General features: G+C 56.2%; 27 protein-coding genes. All 27 read left to right on the forward strand.

Annotated elements, in window-relative coordinates; genetic code table 11:
* The first annotated feature begins 73 nt into the window (after positions 1 to 73).
* Positions 74 to 382: a 30S ribosomal protein S10 gene (gene rpsJ, locus LB462_RS22355; protein WP_008124902.1), complete on the forward strand. Its 309-nt coding sequence runs from the start codon at positions 74 to 76 to the stop codon at positions 380 to 382.
* A 25-nt stretch (positions 383 to 407) separates the two neighbouring features.
* Entirely contained in the window at positions 408 to 1,160 is a 753-nt protein-coding gene (rplC, locus tag LB462_RS22360) for a 50S ribosomal protein L3 (protein WP_114429382.1), read from the forward strand.
* Positions 1,160 to 1,780: a 50S ribosomal protein L4 gene (gene rplD, locus LB462_RS22365; protein ID WP_106716811.1), complete on the forward strand. Its 621-nt coding sequence runs from the start codon at positions 1,160 to 1,162 to the stop codon at positions 1,778 to 1,780. The genes rplC and rplD overlap by 1 nt, the downstream gene beginning before the upstream one ends.
* Complete coding sequence (locus LB462_RS22370) at positions 1,777 to 2,070, forward strand: 50S ribosomal protein L23 (RefSeq protein WP_106716810.1); 294 nt, start codon at positions 1,777 to 1,779, stop codon at positions 2,068 to 2,070. Before rplD ends, LB462_RS22370 begins: the two co-directional genes overlap by 4 nt.
* A gap of 20 nt (positions 2,071 to 2,090) precedes the next feature.
* Positions 2,091 to 2,924 (forward strand): 50S ribosomal protein L2, encoded by an 834-nt coding sequence (gene rplB / locus LB462_RS22375; RefSeq protein WP_112526901.1) that lies wholly within the window; start codon positions 2,091 to 2,093, stop codon positions 2,922 to 2,924.
* 15 nt (positions 2,925 to 2,939) lie between these two features.
* On the forward strand, positions 2,940 to 3,218 hold the full coding sequence (gene rpsS / locus LB462_RS22380) for a 30S ribosomal protein S19 (RefSeq protein ID WP_008124912.1): 279 nt from the start codon (positions 2,940 to 2,942) through the stop codon (positions 3,216 to 3,218).
* A gap of 2 nt (positions 3,219 to 3,220) precedes the next feature.
* Entirely contained in the window at positions 3,221 to 3,610 is a 390-nt protein-coding gene (rplV, locus tag LB462_RS22385) for a 50S ribosomal protein L22 (protein WP_112526903.1), read from the forward strand.
* Positions 3,610 to 4,320 (forward strand): 30S ribosomal protein S3, encoded by a 711-nt coding sequence (gene rpsC / locus LB462_RS22390; RefSeq protein WP_112526905.1) that lies wholly within the window; start codon positions 3,610 to 3,612, stop codon positions 4,318 to 4,320. The genes rplV and rpsC overlap by 1 nt, the downstream gene beginning before the upstream one ends.
* 40 nt (positions 4,321 to 4,360) lie before the next feature.
* Entirely contained in the window at positions 4,361 to 4,774 is a 414-nt protein-coding gene (gene rplP / locus LB462_RS22395; RefSeq protein ID WP_224512644.1) for a 50S ribosomal protein L16, read from the forward strand.
* A 12-nt stretch (positions 4,775 to 4,786) separates the two neighbouring features.
* A complete protein-coding gene (gene rpmC / locus LB462_RS22400; protein WP_008124920.1) occupies positions 4,787 to 4,987 on the forward strand; it encodes a 50S ribosomal protein L29 in 201 nt (66 codons plus the stop codon).
* A gap of 11 nt (positions 4,988 to 4,998) precedes the next feature.
* Positions 4,999 to 5,241 carry a 30S ribosomal protein S17 gene (rpsQ, locus tag LB462_RS22405; protein WP_224512646.1) on the forward strand — a complete coding sequence of 81 codons (243 nt, stop codon included), beginning with the start codon at positions 4,999 to 5,001 and terminating at the stop codon, positions 5,239 to 5,241.
* A gap of 82 nt (positions 5,242 to 5,323) precedes the next feature.
* A complete protein-coding gene (rplN, locus tag LB462_RS22410) occupies positions 5,324 to 5,692 on the forward strand; it encodes a 50S ribosomal protein L14 (protein ID WP_008124924.1) in 369 nt (122 codons plus the stop codon).
* Positions 5,693 to 5,702: 10 nt separating this feature from the next.
* Positions 5,703 to 6,014: a 50S ribosomal protein L24 gene (gene rplX, locus LB462_RS22415; protein WP_106716804.1), complete on the forward strand. Its 312-nt coding sequence runs from the start codon at positions 5,703 to 5,705 to the stop codon at positions 6,012 to 6,014.
* A complete protein-coding gene (gene rplE / locus LB462_RS22420; RefSeq protein WP_112526909.1) occupies positions 6,007 to 6,564 on the forward strand; it encodes a 50S ribosomal protein L5 in 558 nt (185 codons plus the stop codon). The genes rplX and rplE overlap by 8 nt, the downstream gene beginning before the upstream one ends.
* A gap of 25 nt (positions 6,565 to 6,589) precedes the next feature.
* Positions 6,590 to 6,895: a 30S ribosomal protein S14 gene (gene rpsN / locus LB462_RS22425; RefSeq protein ID WP_106716802.1), complete on the forward strand. Its 306-nt coding sequence runs from the start codon at positions 6,590 to 6,592 to the stop codon at positions 6,893 to 6,895.
* An 11-nt stretch (positions 6,896 to 6,906) separates the two neighbouring features.
* Positions 6,907 to 7,305, forward strand: a complete 399-nt coding sequence (gene rpsH, locus LB462_RS22430; protein WP_106716801.1) for a 30S ribosomal protein S8 — start codon at positions 6,907 to 6,909, stop codon at positions 7,303 to 7,305.
* Positions 7,306 to 7,330: 25 nt separating this feature from the next.
* The gene (gene rplF, locus LB462_RS22435; RefSeq protein ID WP_112526911.1) at positions 7,331 to 7,864 is read left to right on the forward strand and encodes a 50S ribosomal protein L6; all 534 of its coding nucleotides are present in this window, start codon (positions 7,331 to 7,333) and stop codon (positions 7,862 to 7,864) included.
* 12 nt (positions 7,865 to 7,876) lie between these two features.
* Complete coding sequence (gene rplR, locus LB462_RS22440; protein ID WP_106716799.1) at positions 7,877 to 8,239, forward strand: 50S ribosomal protein L18; 363 nt, start codon at positions 7,877 to 7,879, stop codon at positions 8,237 to 8,239.
* A gap of 212 nt (positions 8,240 to 8,451) precedes the next feature.
* Positions 8,452 to 9,015, forward strand: coding sequence for a 30S ribosomal protein S5 (gene rpsE / locus LB462_RS22445; RefSeq protein ID WP_091922984.1), 564 nt, complete (start codon positions 8,452 to 8,454; stop codon positions 9,013 to 9,015).
* A 67-nt stretch (positions 9,016 to 9,082) separates the two neighbouring features.
* A complete protein-coding gene (gene rpmD / locus LB462_RS22450; RefSeq protein ID WP_106663217.1) occupies positions 9,083 to 9,283 on the forward strand; it encodes a 50S ribosomal protein L30 in 201 nt (66 codons plus the stop codon).
* Positions 9,284 to 9,300: 17 nt separating this feature from the next.
* Complete coding sequence (gene rplO, locus LB462_RS22455) at positions 9,301 to 9,777, forward strand: 50S ribosomal protein L15 (protein ID WP_224512648.1); 477 nt, start codon at positions 9,301 to 9,303, stop codon at positions 9,775 to 9,777.
* 135 nt (positions 9,778 to 9,912) lie between these two features.
* Positions 9,913 to 11,253: a preprotein translocase subunit SecY gene (gene secY / locus LB462_RS22460; RefSeq protein ID WP_112551421.1), complete on the forward strand. Its 1,341-nt coding sequence runs from the start codon at positions 9,913 to 9,915 to the stop codon at positions 11,251 to 11,253.
* Positions 11,250 to 11,900: an adenylate kinase gene (locus tag LB462_RS22465; protein ID WP_224512650.1), complete on the forward strand. Its 651-nt coding sequence runs from the start codon at positions 11,250 to 11,252 to the stop codon at positions 11,898 to 11,900. Before secY ends, LB462_RS22465 begins: the two co-directional genes overlap by 4 nt.
* A 212-nt stretch (positions 11,901 to 12,112) precedes the next feature.
* Positions 12,113 to 12,481 (forward strand): 30S ribosomal protein S13, encoded by a 369-nt coding sequence (gene rpsM, locus LB462_RS22470; RefSeq protein WP_008124949.1) that lies wholly within the window; start codon positions 12,113 to 12,115, stop codon positions 12,479 to 12,481.
* A 131-nt stretch (positions 12,482 to 12,612) separates the two neighbouring features.
* A complete protein-coding gene (gene rpsK, locus LB462_RS22475) occupies positions 12,613 to 13,002 on the forward strand; it encodes a 30S ribosomal protein S11 (protein ID WP_008124952.1) in 390 nt (129 codons plus the stop codon).
* 111 nt (positions 13,003 to 13,113) lie between these two features.
* Complete coding sequence (locus tag LB462_RS22480; RefSeq protein ID WP_106716793.1) at positions 13,114 to 14,127, forward strand: DNA-directed RNA polymerase subunit alpha; 1,014 nt, start codon at positions 13,114 to 13,116, stop codon at positions 14,125 to 14,127.
* Positions 14,128 to 14,196: 69 nt separating this feature from the next.
* Positions 14,197 to 14,625 carry a 50S ribosomal protein L17 gene (gene rplQ / locus LB462_RS22485; RefSeq protein ID WP_114429386.1) on the forward strand — a complete coding sequence of 143 codons (429 nt, stop codon included), beginning with the start codon at positions 14,197 to 14,199 and terminating at the stop codon, positions 14,623 to 14,625.
* Positions 14,626 to 14,670: the final 45 nt, after the last annotated feature.

The raw sequence follows: 14,670 nt of genomic DNA on the forward strand, positions 1-14,670 counted from the left end.
CATTGAGTAATTTAAGGTTTTATGCGGACGGCGCCTGTTACAAGGCGTCGCCGCTAAACAAGGAAAAGATGAAATGAACGGTCAAAACATCCGCATTCGCCTCAAGGCGTTTGATCATCGGATCCTTGACGATTCGACGCGGGAGATCGTGTCGACTGCCAAGCGTACCGGTGCCAATGTGCGCGGACCGATCCCGCTTCCTACGCGGATCGAGAAGTTCACGGTTAACCGCTCGCCGCATATCGACAAGAAAAGCCGCGAACAGTTCGAGATGCGCACTCATAAGCGTCTTCTCGATATCGTAGACCCAACCCCGCAGACTGTTGACGCGCTGATGAAGCTCGATCTTTCCGCTGGTGTTGATGTCGAGATCAAGCTGTAAGGCTTGAGGACGGAAGGACGAACCGATGCGTTCAGGTGTAATTGCACAGAAGCTGGGCATGACTCGCGTCTACAACGACGCAGGTGAGCATGTGCCGGTGACAGTACTCCGGATGGAGAATTGTCAGGTTGTGGCTCAGCGTACAGTCGAGAAGAATGGCTACACTGCCGTTCAGCTCGGTGTAGGTCTGGCCAAGGTAAAGAATACGACAAAGAGCTTGCGCGGTCACTTCGCGACGGCTTCAGTCGAGCCAAAGGCTAAAGTCGCGGAATTCCGCGTCTCTGTCGACAATCTTCTTGATGTCGGCGTTGAGATCACAGCCGAACATTACGTTGCCGGCCAGAAGGTCGATGTGACTGGTACTTCTATCGGTAAGGGTTTTGCCGGTTCCATGAAGCGCCATAACTTCGGCGGTCACCGCGCGACGCACGGTAACTCGGTCACCCACCGCGCTCACGGTTCTACCGGTCAGCGTCAGGATCCGGGCAAGGTGTTCAAGGGCAAGAAGATGGCCGGTCATATGGGTTCGACCCGTATCACCACACAGAACATCGAAGTCGTTTCGACGGACCTCGATCGTGGCCTTATTCTGGTTCGTGGTGCTGTTCCTGGTTCGAAGGGTGCATGGATACTGGTACGCGATGCCGTCAAGGAAGCGCTGCCGGACAATGCTCCCAAGCCAGCTGGTCTCCGGGCGCTTGCAGTCGACGAGGCCGCAAACATTGAAGCAGCCGTGTCTGATGCAGAAGTCGCACAGGCAACCGAGGGAGCCGAATAATGGACCTTTCGATCACAACACTTGAAGGCAAAGAAGCCGGCAAGGTGAAACTCTCCGAGGAGATTTTCGGTCTTGAGCCGCGCGACGATATCCTTCAGCGCATGGTCCGTTACCAGCTTGCTCGCAAGCAGCAGGGCACGCACAAGGCAAAGGGCCGTTCGGAAATCGCACGGACCGGCGCCAAGATGTACAAGCAGAAGGGTACGGGCCGCGCCCGTCACCATTCGGCACGTGCTCCGCAGTTCCGCGGCGGTGGCAAGGCTCACGGTCCGGTTGTTCACAGCCACGATCATGACCTGCCGAAGAAGGTGCGCGCACTTGCACTTCGTCATGCCCTGTCCGCCAAGGTAAAGGCTTCCGACCTGATCATCATCGATGATCTTCTGTCGGCTGAAGCCAAGACCAAGGTACTTGTTTCGCAGTTCGCCAAGCTTGGCCTCGAAAATGCGCTTCTCATCGGCGGTGCCGAGATCGATGCGAATTTCCGCCGTGCCGCTTCGAACATCCCGAACATCGATGTTCTGCCAATTCAGGGCATCAATGTTTACGACATCCTGCGTCGCGGCAAGCTCGTGCTTTCCAAGGCAGCAGTTGAAGCACTCGAGGAGCGTTTCAAATGACTGATCTTCGCCACTACGACGTGATCGTCAGCCCGGTCATCACCGAGAAGTCGACCCTGGTTTCCGAACATAACCAGGTCGTCTTCAACGTAGCCAAGAAGGCAACGAAGCCGGAAATCAAGGCCGCAGTCGAAGCGCTGTTTCGCGTGAAGGTTACTGCAGTCAATACAGCTGTGCGCAAAGGCAAGGTGAAGCGGTTCCGCGGCATCGTCGGGCGCCAGAGTGATGTCAAGAAAGCAGTCGTGACGCTTGCCGAAGGGCAGTCGATCGATGTTTCGACTGGTCTCTGAGGGGCCGTGGAGTAAAGACAATGGCACTCAAACATTATAATCCAACCACACCAAGCCAGCGTCAGCTGGTCATCGTGGACCGTTCGGAGCTTTACAAGGGCAAGCCTGTCAAGGCCTTGACCGAAGGTCTGTCGTCGAAGGGTGGTCGTAACAACACCGGTCGCATTACCGTGCGTTTCCAGGGTGGCGGGCACAAGCGCACATACCGCTTCGTTGATTTCAAGCGCCGCAAGCATGACGTGGCTGCCAAGGTCGAGCGGCTTGAATACGATCCGAACCGGACCGCATTCATCGCGCTTATCCGCTACGAAGACGGTGAGTTGAGCTACATCCTGGCGCCGCAGCGTCTGGCAGTTGGCGACAGCGTTATCGCTGGCGCGCAGACCGACGTGAAGCCGGGCAATGCGATGCCTCTGCAGGCAATGCCGGTCGGCACCATCATCCACAATGTGGAGATGAAGCCGGGCAAGGGCGGTCAGATCGCTCGCTCCGCCGGTACCTATGCGCAGCTCGTCGGCCGCGACCAGGGCATGGCAATCCTTCGCCTGAACTCAGGTGAACAGCGCCTCGTCCACGGTTCGTGCTTTGCCACGGTCGGTGCAGTTTCGAACCCTGACCATGGCAACATCAACCTTGGTAAGGCAGGTCGCAGCCGTTGGCTTGGCCGGATGCCGCACAATCGTGGTGTTACCATGAACCCGGTCGATCACCCCCACGGTGGTGGTGAAGGCCGTACGTCAGGCGGACGTCATCCGGTTACTCCGTGGGGCAAACCCACGAAGGGCAAGAAGACGCGCTCCAATAAGTCGACGGACAAGTTCATCGCTCGTTCGCGTCATCAGCGCAAGAAGTAAGAGAGGTAGTCTGAAATGGCTCGTTCAGTTTGGAAAGGCCCGTTCATCGATGGCTATCTTCTCAAGAAGGCTGAGAAGGTACGTGAGGGCGGTCGCAGTGAAGTTATCAAGATCTGGAGCCGTCGCTCCACGATCCTGCCGCAGTTCGTCGGTCTGACCTTCGGCGTGTACAACGGTAACAAGCATGTTCCGGTTTCGGTCAACGAAGAGATGATCGGACACAAGTTTGGTGAATTCGCTCCGACGCGTACCTATTACGGGCACGGCGCGGACAAGAAAGCGAAGAGGAAATAACGATGGGCAAGGCTAAGGCTCCGCGCCAGCTTAAGGACAACGAGGCGAAAGCCGTTGCCCGCACGCTCCGCATCAGCCCTCAGAAGCTTAATCTGGTGGCTGCTCTTATTCGTGGCAAGAAGGTAAACGCCGCTCTTGCCGACCTGGAATTTTCGCGCAAGCGCATTGCAGGCACGGTGAAAAAGACTCTCGAATCGGCTATCGCCAACGCAGAAAACAACCACGACCTGGATGTTGATACGCTGGTTGTTGCTGAAGCCTATGTAGGCAAGTCAGTCGTGATGAAGCGCTTCCATGTTCGTGGTCGCGGTCGTGCAAGCCGGATCGAGAAGCCATTCTCGCATCTGACGATCGTCGTTCGCGAAGCTGAGGAAAAAGGGGAGGCCGCATAATGGGCCAGAAGATTAATCCGATTGGCTTCCGCCTCGGCATCAACCGCACCTGGGACTCGCGTTGGTACGCGAATACCGGTGAATACGGCAAGCTGCTGCATGAAGACCTGAAGATCCGCAAGTATCTGATGGACGAACTGAAGCAGGCAGCCATCTCCAAGGTGGTGATCGAGCGTCCGCACAAGAAGTGCCGCGTCACGATCCATGCTGCACGTCCGGGTCTGATCATCGGCAAGAAGGGCGCCGATATCGAGAAGTTGCGCCGCAAGCTGTCAGAAATGACAAATGGCGACACAACGCTCAATATCGTTGAAGTCCGCAAGCCGGAAACAGACGCAGTTCTCGTTGCGCAGTCGATCGCGCAGCAGCTGGAACGTCGTGTTGCTTTCCGCCGTGCCATGAAGCGTGCCGTTCAGTCGGCAATGCGTCTTGGTGCAGAAGGCATTCGTATCAATTGCTCGGGCCGTCTCGGCGGCGCGGAAATTGCGCGTATGGAATGGTACCGTGAAGGCCGCGTGCCTTTGCATACCCTTCGTGCCGATATCGATTACGGAACTGCTGAAGCACACACTGCCTACGGCATTTGCGGCGTCAAGGTCTGGGTCTTCAAGGGCGAAATCCTTGAGCATGATCCAATGGCTTCCGAACGCCGCGCTGTTGAAGGTGATGCCAGCCATCAGGGTTCGGGCCGTCGCCGCGAAAACGCTTAAATAGCGTCTTTCGGAAACGAGAATTTTGGAGTAGAGAACAATGCTGCAGCCTAAGCGCACAAAGTTCCGCAAGCAGTTCAAAGGCCGTATCCACGGCGTATCGAAAGGCGGCACGGACCTTAATTTTGGTGCTTTCGGCCTGAAGGCCCTCGAGCCGAACCGCGTAACCGCGCGTGAGATCGAAGCCGCTCGCCGTGCAATTACCCGTCACATGAAACGTGCCGGTCGTGTGTGGATCCGGATTTTCCCGGATGTGCCGGTCACCTCGAAGCCTACTGAAGTCCGCATGGGTAAAGGTAAGGGTTCGGTTGACTATTGGGCATCCCGTGTCGCACCAGGCCGTGTCATGTTCGAGCTCGACGGCGTTTCGGAAGAAACTGCTCGTGAAGCCCTCCGTCTCGGAGCGGCCAAGCTTTCGGTCAAGACGCGCTTTATTCAGCGCATCGCAGAATAAGGGGTGGATGTCATGAAATCCGCAGAAGTTCGGGCCTTGAGCCTCGATCAGTTGAATGAAGAGTTGGGTTCCCTGAAGAAAGAGCAGTTCAACCTGCGCTTCCAGAAGGCAACCGGCCAGTTGGAAAAAACCGCTCGCGTCCGGCAGATCCGCCGTGATATTGCGCGCATCAAGACTGTCGCCCGCCAAAAAGCGGTCGAGAGCAAGGCTTAAGGAAGAAAACCATGCCTAAACGCATTCTGCAGGGCGTTGTCGTGAGCGACAAAAACGACAAGACCGTTGTGGTCAAGGTCGAGCGGCGCTATTCGCACCCGCTCCTCCAGAAGACTGTGCGCCAGTCCAAGAAGTACAAGGCGCACGATGAGAGCAACCAGTTCAAGGTTGGCGACGCGGTTTCCATCGAGGAATCCAAGCCAATTTCGAAAGACAAGCGTTGGGTTGTCGTAACAGACGCCCCGGCGAGTTAAATAACTATCTGTATGTAAGACGCAGCAATCGCGAGGGGCAAGGAAAGCCCAGTCCGGTTGAACAAGAAGAAGGCGGCTAGTCATGATTCAGATGCAAACAAACCTCGACGTCGCGGATAATTCCGGCGCACGTCGTGTCATGTGCATCAAGGTGCTGGGCGGTTCGAAGCGGAAATATGCTTCGGTCGGCGACATTATTGTCGTTTCGATCAAGGAAGCAATTCCGCGCGGCCGCGTGAAAAAGGGTGACGTGATGAAGGCGGTGGTTGTTCGTACCGCCAAGGACATCCGTCGCGCAGATGGTAGCGTTATTCGTTTCGACAAGAACGCTGCTGTCCTGATCGACAACAAGAAAGAGCCTATCGGCACCCGTATCTTCGGACCGGTTCCGCGCGAACTTCGCGCAAAGAGCCACATGAAGATCATCTCGCTGGCTCCAGAAGTATTGTAAGGAGCAGACGATGCAGAAGATCCGTAAAGGCGACCGCGTTGTCGTTCTAGCTGGTAAGGACAAGGGCCGTACCGGCGAAGTAATCAAAGTTTTGCCGAAGGACGAGCAGGCGCTCGTTCGCGGCGTTAATCTTGTAAAGCGTCACCAGAAGCAGACACAGACCCAGGAAGCCGGCATCATTTCGAAAGAAGCGCCGCTCCATCTGTCGAACATTGCTATCGCCGACAAGGATGGAAAGCCGACCCGCGTTGGCTTCAAGATCCTCGAGGACGGCAAGAAGGTACGTGTAGCAAAGCGTTCAGGAGATCTGATCGATGGCTGATGCAAAGATCGAACCCCGTCTGAAGAAGCAGTACCTGGAAGTGGTACGTAAGGCGCTTCTCGAGGAGTTCAAATACGACAACGAGATGCAGATCCCGCGCATCACCAAAGTTGTTCTCAACATGGGTGTGGGCGAGGCAACTGCCGACTCCAAGAAGCCAACTGTCGCAGCTGAAGATCTGGCATTGATTGCCGGCCAGAAGGCGGTTATTACCCGTGCGCGCAATTCGATCGCAACCTTCAAGGTTCGTGAGAATATGCCGATCGGAACGAAGGTCACTCTTCGCAAAGAGCGCATGTATGAATTCATTGATCGCCTGATCAACATCGCGCTTCCGCGCGTTCGAGATTTCCGCGGTCTGAACCCGAAGAGCTTTGACGGTCGTGGCAACTTTGCCATGGGCATCAAGGAGCACATTGTGTTCCCGGAAATCAACTACGACAAGGTTGATCAGATCTGGGGCATGGACATCATCGTTTGTACGACTGCAAAAACGGATGATGAAGCACGCGCTCTCCTGCGCGCCTTCAACTTCCCTTTCCGCCAGTAACGGCAAGCGTAGCGAGGTATTTGAAATGGCAAAGACGAGCGCAGTCGAAAAGAACAAGCGCCGCGGTCTTCTGGTAAAGCGTTTCGCTGCAAAGCGTTCGCGCCTGAAGGCTGTCGTGATGAATCAGTCGCTTCCTCTGGATGAGCGCTTCCGCGCCACCATCCAGCTGGCAGAGCTGCCACGCAATTCCGCCAAGGTTCGTATTCGCAATCGTTGCGAAGTTTCGGGCCGTCCGCGCGGTTATTACCGCAAGATCAAAATGTCGCGTATCGCATTGCGCCAGCTGGGTTCGCTCGGCCAGGTGCCTGGCATCGTGAAGTCGAGCTGGTAAGGGAGAAACAGATGTCTATGACAGATCCTCTCGGCGATATGCTGACCCGTATCCGTAACGCAACCATGCGCAAGAAGGGCAAGGTTTCGACCCCAGCCTCCAAGCTGCGCGCCCGCGTTCTGGATGTTCTTCAGGCTGAAGGTTATATCCGCGGATACAGCCAGGTTGATTTCGACAACGGCAAGTCCGAGATCGAAATCGAACTGAAGTATTTTGAGAACGTGCCGGTGATCCGCGAGATCACCCGTATTTCGAAGCCTGGCCGTCGCGTTTACGTTTCGGTCAAGTCGATCCCGCAGGTTGCGAACGGACTTGGTATTTCGATCCTGTCGACGCCGAAGGGCGTCATGGCAGACCACGAGGCACGTGAACAGAATGTCGGCGGCGAACTGCTCTGCCGTATATTCTAAGCACCGGCTTGAAAAGGTTTGAAAAATGTCTCGTATCGGTAAAAAACCAGTGGCAGTCCCGCAAGGCGTAACAGCCAGCGTAGACGGCCAGACCATCAAGGCCAAAGGCCCGAAGGGTGAACTCAGCTTCGTCGCCAATGACGATGTTGTAGTCAAGTTCGAAGACGGTGCTGTCAGCGTTAATCCGCGTGACAACACCAAGGTTGCTCGTTCGAAGTGGGGCATGAGCCGCACCATGGTCGTCAACATCTTCACAGGTGTTAAGGACGGCTTCGAAAAGCGTCTTGAAATCAGCGGCGTCGGCTATCGTGCGGCAATGCAGGGCAAGAACCTGCAGCTGTCGCTCGGCTTCAGCCATGAAGTTGTCTACAAGGTGCCGGAAGGCATCACTGTTGCCGTACCGAAGCCGACGGAAATCGTCGTGACCGGTATCGACAAGCAGCAGGTTGGCCAGGTCGCAGCCGAGATTCGCGAATATCGGAGCCCGGAGCCTTACAAGGGCAAGGGCGTGAAATATGCGGGCGAGAAGATCGTTCGTAAAGAAGGTAAGAAGAAGTAAGGAATTCGTGTCATGGCATCGCCGAAAGAAATCATTCAGCGTCGCGCTTCGCGTGTTCGCCGCCAGCTCAAGGCGGTTGCCGGTGACCGTCCGCGGCTCAGCGTCCACCGTTCTTCGAAGAATATCTATGCGCAGGTCATCGACGATGCGCGTGGTCATACAATTGCATCCGCATCCACTCTCGAAGCTGACCTCAAGGGCCAGCTGAAGACCGGTGCAGATTCGGACGCAGCGGCATTGATCGGCAAGCTCGTTGCAGAGCGCGCTGTTAAAGCCGGCATCAAGGAAGTTGTCTTCGATCGTGGCGCCTACATTTACCACGGCCGTGTCAAGGCACTTGCTGAAGCTGCCCGTGAAGCAGGTCTTAGCTTCTAAGACGAGCTTTTAAGGCAAAAGTTTCGAAGTCCGGAACTGCAGGGGCTCGCCTCTTGCAAGCCGGACTTCGATAGCGCATAAGCCCCCTGAACCGGACGGTTTGCGGGAATTCTGCGCAACAAGGACCGTTACTGCGGCCTATGTGGATCCAAGTGGGTGCACGGCACGGTAAAATCATTCGTGCTACCGGAAAAGAAAAAGGAATTAGGAGCATGGCACAGGAAAAGAGAAGCCGCGAAGATCGCGGCCGCAACGAAGAGCGCGATAGCGAATTCGTTGACAAGCTCGTACACATCAACCGCGTCGCCAAGGTCGTCAAGGGCGGCCGGCGTTTTGGCTTTGCTGCTCTCGTCGTTGTCGGCGATCAGAAGGGCCGCGTTGGTTTTGGACATGGCAAGGCACGTGAAGTGCCGGAAGCTATCCGTAAGGCAACTGAGTCCGCCAAGCGCGAAATGATTTTCGTGCCGCTGCGTTCGGGCCGTACCCTTCATCACGATGTTGAAGGCCGTCATGGCGCCGGCAAGGTTCTGCTTCGTGCAGCCACAGCTGGTACAGGTATCATCGCCGGTGGTCCAATGCGCGCCGTCTTCGAGACGCTCGGCGTACAGGACGTTGTTGCCAAGTCGCTCGGTTCGTCGAACCCATACAACATGGTTCGCGCGACATTCGATGCCTTGAAGCACCAGATGCACCCGAAGGACATCGCTGCCCAGCGCGGTATCAAGTATTCGACACTGCAGGCTCGCCGCCGCGATGTGGTCGGTTCGGAAGAATAGGCCATAATTGGCGCAGCAGGGCAGGGCCACTGGCTCCTGCTCACTGTAGAGACTAAAGGACAAAGTCATGGTTGAGAAGAAGAAGGGTAAGACGGTTACGGTCGAACAGATCGGCAGCCCTATCCGCCGTCCGGCAGAGCAGCGCGCAACGCTGATCGGCCTGGGCCTCAATAAGATGCATCGCCGCCGTACGCTTGAAGATACGCCTTCAATTCGCGGCATGATTGCAAAGGTTCAACATCTCGTCCGCGTTGTGGACGAGGCTTGATACCGGAGATTAGACAAATGAAACTCAATGATCTGAGTGAAAATCCAGGCGCCACCAAGGCACGCAAGCGTGTTGGTCGTGGTATCGGTTCCGGTTCCGGCAAGACTGCCGGCCGCGGTGTGAAGGGACAGAAGTCGCGTTCGGGCGTTGCCATCAACGGTTTCGAAGGCGGACAGATGCCACTCTACCGCCGCTTGCCGAAGCGCGGTTTCACGAACATCTTCTCGAAGAACTTCAACGTTGTGTCGGTCGGCCGTATCCAGGCTGCTATCGATGCCAAGAAGCTCGATGCGAAGGCAACGGTTACGCTCGATACCCTCAAGGCTGCCGGCATCATCCGCCGCGCCAAGGATGGCGTGCGTCTCTTGTCCGACGGCGAGATCAAGACTGCTGTGACCTTCGAGGTTGCCGGTGCATCGAAGGCTGCGATCGAAAAGATCGAAAAGGCCGGCGGTACCGTCAAGCTTCCAGCTGCTCCTGCAGCTGCCGAGTAAAAAATGACTATACAAGCGGCGTTCTTCGTGATCGCCGCTTGTACCTTTTCTTAAGGGCACATATCTGGGTAGGACCGTTGATTCCCGATATCGGGGCCAGGACGGCGCCCTAACGGGCACAGACCGGAGACTATAATGGCTTCAGCCGCTGAACAGCTCGCGTCAAATCTCAATTTCTCTGCTTTCTCGAAGGCCGATGAGCTCAAGAAGCGCATCTGGTTTACGCTTGGCGCATTGCTGGTCTACCGGCTCGGAACCTATATCCCGCTACCGGGTATCAACCTTGCCGCCTACGCCCAGGCCTTCAACCATCAGTCGCAGGGCATTCTCGGCATGTTCAACATGTTCGCCGGCGGCGCTGTTGCGCGCATGGCGATCTTTGCACTCGGCATCATGCCCTACATTTCGGCTTCGATCATTGTCCAGCTGATGACGTCGGTCGTTCCGGCGCTTGAACAGCTGAAGAAGGATGGCGAGCAGGGCCGCAAGGTCATCAATCAGTATACGCGCTATGGCACCGTGCTTCTGGCAACGGTTCAGGCTTACGCGATTGCCGCGGGCCTGCAGGGCAGTCAGGGTATCGTTACCAATCCCGGACCGTTCTTTATGTTCTCGACGGTGATCACGCTTGTCGGCGGCACCATGTTCCTGATGTGGCTGGGCGAGCAGATTACCGCACGCGGCATTGGTAACGGTATCTCGCTGATCATCTTCTCCGGCATCGTCGCCAACCTGCCGCAAGCCATTTCCGGTACTCTGGAACTCGGACGGACAGGTGCGCTCTCCACCGGCATCATCCTGGCGATCATCGTTCTGACGGTCGCCGTCATCGGCATCATCGTCTTTGTCGAGCGTGCGCAGCGACGCCTGCTGATCCAGTATCCGAAGCGTCAGGTCGGCAATCGCATGTTCCAGGGCGATACCTCGCATCTGCCGCTGAAGCTGAACACGGCCGGCGTTATTCCGCCGATCTTCGCCTCCTCGCTGTTGCTGTTGCCAGCTACCATTGCCGGCTTCGCGCAGAGCCATCAGATGCCAGCTTGGGCAACGACCATCCTGTCGTCGCTCGGCCATGGCCAGCCTGCCTATATGGCGCTCTATGCAGCGATGATCGTTTTCTTCGCCTTCTTCTATACGGCGCTTGTCTTCAATCCGAAGGACACGGCCGACCAGTTGAAGAAGCATTCGGGTTTCATCCCCGGCATTCGCCCTGGCGAACGGACGGCTGAGTATATCGACTACGTTCTAACGCGTGTCACAGTTCTCGGTGCAATCTACCTCGTCGTCATCTGCATGCTGCCTGAGTTCCTGATCTCGTGGGCCGGTGTTCCTTTCTATCTCGGCGGTACATCGCTGTTGATTGTCGTGAGCGTCACGCTCGATACGGTTGCACAGATCCAGGGCCATCTGATTGCGCACCAGTATGAAGGGCTGATCAAGAAGTCGAAGCTCCGGGGAGGGAAACGCAACAGATGAGATTAATACTTCTCGGACCACCGGGGGCAGGTAAGGGAACTCAGTCTCAGCGCTTGGTAGAAAAATTTGGTGTACCGCAGCTCTCCACGGGGGACATGCTGCGTGACGCAGTGAAGGCCGGAACCGACGTCGGTTTGCGTGCCAAGGCTGTCATGGATGCCGGCAAGCTGGTCTCCGACGAGATCGTCAATGCAATCGTTTCAGAACGCATCGATCAGCCGGATGCGATCAACGGGTTTATCCTCGACGGTTATCCGAGAACGTTGATCCAGGCAGACGCCGTCGAGCAAATGCTTGCCGACAAGGGTCTCGAACTCGATTGCGTCATCGAGCTCGAAGTCGATGACAACGTCCTCGTCGAGCGTATATCCGGCCGCTATTCCTGCGCGAAGTGCGGCACCGGATATCATGACACCAACAAGAAGCCGCATGTGGCAGGTGTTTGCGACAAATGCGGTTCGACGGAATTCAAGCGCCGTCCGGACGACAATGCCGAAACGGTGCGCACGCGCCTCGAGGCGTACTACAAGCAGACCTCTCCGCTGATTGGCTACTACTATGCCAAGGGCAAGCTGAGGAAGGTCGATGGCATGGCTGACATGGACGATGTCACGGCATCGATCGAAAAAATTCTGTCGGATTTATAAGTCTGACATAATTTCATCGAAGGAGTTGACTTTTCACAGCGATTCCTTCAAGTACGGCGCAAATTCGCTTGGGAATATAAAGCGGTCGGCGCCGATCCGGTAAAAGAGGTTCGGGGCTGATCGTTTGTGTTTGTCCCCGAATATAATTTTCATCCCGTCATCTGGCTGCCGCATTGGCCATCCAGCTCTGCCGGTTAACAAGGAGAACAGGCGTGGCTCGTATTGCTGGCGTCAACATCCCGACGAACAAGCGCGTGGTTATCGCGCTTCAGTACATTCACGGGATTGGTCAAAAGTTTGCGCAGGAAATCGTCGAGAAAGTCGGCATTCCTGCAGAGCGTCGCGTCAATCAGTTGACCGATGCGGAAGTCTTGCAGATTCGTGAAACAATCGATCGCGATTACCATGTTGAAGGTGATTTGCGCCGCGAAGTTTCGATGAACATCAAGCGTCTGATGGATCTGGGCTGCTATCGCGGTCTGCGTCATCGCCGCTCGCTGCCAGTTCGCGGTCAGCGTACGCATACCAATGCGCGTACCCGTAAGGGTCCTGCCAAGGCAATTGCCGGCAAGAAGAAGTAAGATTTTCCGGCGCGGTTCGCTGCGCCGGTTTCGCCTTTTCGGGCGAACAAGTGCTGGTTTCGCACTTTAACTGAAACCACGGTGTAGCCTCTGGAAATACGGAGGCGTCGAGATCAACTGAAAGGACTACCATGGCCAAAGAAGCCACGCGCGTTCGCCGTCGCGAGCGCAAGAATATTTCGTCGGGCGTTGCCCACGTCAATTCGACATTCAACAATACGATGATCACCATCACGGATGCACAGGGCAATGCGATTGCCTGGTCTTCCGCCGGTGCACAGGGCTTCAAGGGCTCACGCAAGTCCACGCCTTTCGCTGCCCAGATGGCTGCTGAAGATTGCGCCAAGAAGGCGCAGGAACATGGCATGCGCTCGCTCGAAGTCGAGGTTTGCGGACCGGGCTCCGGCCGTGAATCGGCTCTGCGCGCACTGCAGGCTGCCGGTTTCACGATTACATCGATCCGCGATGTGACGCCGATCCCGCACAATGGCTGCCGCCCGCGCAAGCGTCGCCGCGTATAATTTTATTGCGACAAGCATAGGCCGCAAGAGCTGGCTTTCAGCTCCTCTGCGGTTTCCACGCCTCAATGCCACGATTGGATGGTGGTAAAGGCAAGGATGAAGGAAAAATAGATGATCCAGAAGAACTGGCAAGAATTGATCAAGCCGAACAAGGTCGAGTTCCAGACCTCCGGCTCGAAGACCAAGGCAACGGTCGTCGCTGAGCCGCTGGAACGCGGCTATGGCTTGACGCTCGGCAATGCCTTGCGCCGTGTGCTCCTGTCCTCGCTGCGCGGCGCTGCCGTGACAGCGGTACAGATCGACGGCGTTCTGCATGAATTCTCGTCGATCCCCGGCGTGCGTGAAGATGTGACGGACATCGTCCTCAACATCAAGGAAATCGCTATCCACATGGAAAGCGATGGGCCCAAGCGCATGGTCGTCCGCAAGGAAGGCCCGGGCGTCGTTACGGCCGGCGATATCCAGACTGTTGGCGATATCGAGATCCTCAATCCGGATCACGTTATCTGCACGCTCGATGAAGGCGCTGAAATCCGCATGGAATTCACCGTCAACACCGGCAAGGGCTACGTTCCGGCTGACCGCAACCGCGCAGAAGACGCTCCGATCGGCTTGATCCCGGTTGATAGCCTTTATTCGCCGGTCCGCAAGGTATCCTACAAGATCGAGAACACCCGCGAGGGCCAGGTTCTCGATTATGACAAGCTGATCCTCTCGATCGAGACCGATGGTTCGATCTCCGGTGAAGATGCCGTTGCCTATGCAGCGCGTATCCTCCAGGACCAGCTGGCGATCTTCGTCAACTTCGACGAGCCGCAGAAGGAAGTTCAGCAGGAACAGGTTACCGAACTCGCGTTCAATCCTGCACTGCTCAAGAAGGTCGATGAACTCGAACTTTCGGTTCGCTCGGCAAACTGCCTGAAGAATGATAACATCGTCTACATTGGCGATCTCATTCAGAAGACAGAAGCAGAAATGCTGCGCACACCGAACTTCGGCCGCAAGTCGCTGAACGAAATCAAGGAAGTTCTCGCTTCCATGGGTCTCCATCTCGGTATGGAAGTTCCTTCATGGCCGCCAGAGAACATCGAAGATCTCGCGAAGCGTTACGAAGACCAATACTAGAACCCGGGCTCTGCCCGAATTTAAAGCCCGGGCCATGAGCCCGAAAAAGAGAAACTAAGGAGAAGGCTCATGCGCCACGGTAATTCAGGCCGCAAGCTTAACCGGACTGCCAGCCATCGCAAGGCGATGTTTGCCAATATGGCTGCATCACTGATCGAGCATGAGCAGATCGTGACAACGCTGCCCAAGGCCAAGGAAATTCGTCCCATCGTTGAAAAGCTTGTCACACTCGGCAAGCGCGGTGATCTGCACGCTCGTCGTCAGGCCATTTCGGCCATCCGCGATGCCAAGCTCGTAGCCAAGCTGTTCGATACGCTTGCTCCGCGCTATGGCCAGCGCAATGGCGGCTACATCCGCATCATGAAGGCAGGCTTCCGCGCCGGTGACAATGCACCGCTCGCAGTTGTCGAATTCGTTGATCGCGATGTCAACGCCAAGGGTTCCAAGGATTTGGCCCGCGTTGAAGCCGAGCGCGAAAACGAAGCCGAAGCAGCGTAAGCAACGCTTCGGTTTAGAATTGAGAATTGAGAAGGGGGCTCACGC

The organism is Phyllobacterium chamaecytisi (genome assembly GCF_020164455.1).
GTDB lineage: Bacteria > Pseudomonadota > Alphaproteobacteria > Rhizobiales > Rhizobiaceae > Phyllobacterium > Phyllobacterium chamaecytisi.

What these genes read in the sequence shown, in the direction of transcription:
- rpsJ (WP_008124902.1), top strand. Translation starts at nt 74, where the DNA reads ATGAACGGTCAAAACATCCGCATTCGCCTCAAGGCGTTTGATCATCGG.
- rplC (WP_114429382.1), top strand. Translation starts at nt 408, where the DNA reads ATGCGTTCAGGTGTAATTGCACAGAAGCTGGGCATGACTCGCGTCTAC.
- rplD (WP_106716811.1), top strand. Translation starts at nt 1,160, where the DNA reads ATGGACCTTTCGATCACAACACTTGAAGGCAAAGAAGCCGGCAAGGTG.
- LB462_RS22370 (WP_106716810.1), top strand. Translation starts at nt 1,777, where the DNA reads ATGACTGATCTTCGCCACTACGACGTGATCGTCAGCCCGGTCATCACC.
- rplB (WP_112526901.1), top strand. Translation starts at nt 2,091, where the DNA reads ATGGCACTCAAACATTATAATCCAACCACACCAAGCCAGCGTCAGCTG.
- rpsS (WP_008124912.1), top strand. Translation starts at nt 2,940, where the DNA reads ATGGCTCGTTCAGTTTGGAAAGGCCCGTTCATCGATGGCTATCTTCTC.
- rplV (WP_112526903.1), top strand. Translation starts at nt 3,221, where the DNA reads ATGGGCAAGGCTAAGGCTCCGCGCCAGCTTAAGGACAACGAGGCGAAA.
- rpsC (WP_112526905.1), top strand. Translation starts at nt 3,610, where the DNA reads ATGGGCCAGAAGATTAATCCGATTGGCTTCCGCCTCGGCATCAACCGC.
- rplP (WP_224512644.1), top strand. Translation starts at nt 4,361, where the DNA reads ATGCTGCAGCCTAAGCGCACAAAGTTCCGCAAGCAGTTCAAAGGCCGT.
- rpmC (WP_008124920.1), top strand. Translation starts at nt 4,787, where the DNA reads ATGAAATCCGCAGAAGTTCGGGCCTTGAGCCTCGATCAGTTGAATGAA.
- rpsQ (WP_224512646.1), top strand. Translation starts at nt 4,999, where the DNA reads ATGCCTAAACGCATTCTGCAGGGCGTTGTCGTGAGCGACAAAAACGAC.
- rplN (WP_008124924.1), top strand. Translation starts at nt 5,324, where the DNA reads ATGATTCAGATGCAAACAAACCTCGACGTCGCGGATAATTCCGGCGCA.
- rplX (WP_106716804.1), top strand. Translation starts at nt 5,703, where the DNA reads ATGCAGAAGATCCGTAAAGGCGACCGCGTTGTCGTTCTAGCTGGTAAG.
- rplE (WP_112526909.1), top strand. Translation starts at nt 6,007, where the DNA reads ATGGCTGATGCAAAGATCGAACCCCGTCTGAAGAAGCAGTACCTGGAA.
- rpsN (WP_106716802.1), top strand. Translation starts at nt 6,590, where the DNA reads ATGGCAAAGACGAGCGCAGTCGAAAAGAACAAGCGCCGCGGTCTTCTG.
- rpsH (WP_106716801.1), top strand. Translation starts at nt 6,907, where the DNA reads ATGTCTATGACAGATCCTCTCGGCGATATGCTGACCCGTATCCGTAAC.
- rplF (WP_112526911.1), top strand. Translation starts at nt 7,331, where the DNA reads ATGTCTCGTATCGGTAAAAAACCAGTGGCAGTCCCGCAAGGCGTAACA.
- rplR (WP_106716799.1), top strand. Translation starts at nt 7,877, where the DNA reads ATGGCATCGCCGAAAGAAATCATTCAGCGTCGCGCTTCGCGTGTTCGC.
- rpsE (WP_091922984.1), top strand. Translation starts at nt 8,452, where the DNA reads ATGGCACAGGAAAAGAGAAGCCGCGAAGATCGCGGCCGCAACGAAGAG.
- rpmD (WP_106663217.1), top strand. Translation starts at nt 9,083, where the DNA reads ATGGTTGAGAAGAAGAAGGGTAAGACGGTTACGGTCGAACAGATCGGC.
- rplO (WP_224512648.1), top strand. Translation starts at nt 9,301, where the DNA reads ATGAAACTCAATGATCTGAGTGAAAATCCAGGCGCCACCAAGGCACGC.
- secY (WP_112551421.1), top strand. Translation starts at nt 9,913, where the DNA reads ATGGCTTCAGCCGCTGAACAGCTCGCGTCAAATCTCAATTTCTCTGCT.
- LB462_RS22465 (WP_224512650.1), top strand. Translation starts at nt 11,250, where the DNA reads ATGAGATTAATACTTCTCGGACCACCGGGGGCAGGTAAGGGAACTCAG.
- rpsK (WP_008124952.1), top strand. Translation starts at nt 12,613, where the DNA reads ATGGCCAAAGAAGCCACGCGCGTTCGCCGTCGCGAGCGCAAGAATATT.
- LB462_RS22480 (WP_106716793.1), top strand. Translation starts at nt 13,114, where the DNA reads ATGATCCAGAAGAACTGGCAAGAATTGATCAAGCCGAACAAGGTCGAG.
- rplQ (WP_114429386.1), top strand. Translation starts at nt 14,197, where the DNA reads ATGCGCCACGGTAATTCAGGCCGCAAGCTTAACCGGACTGCCAGCCAT.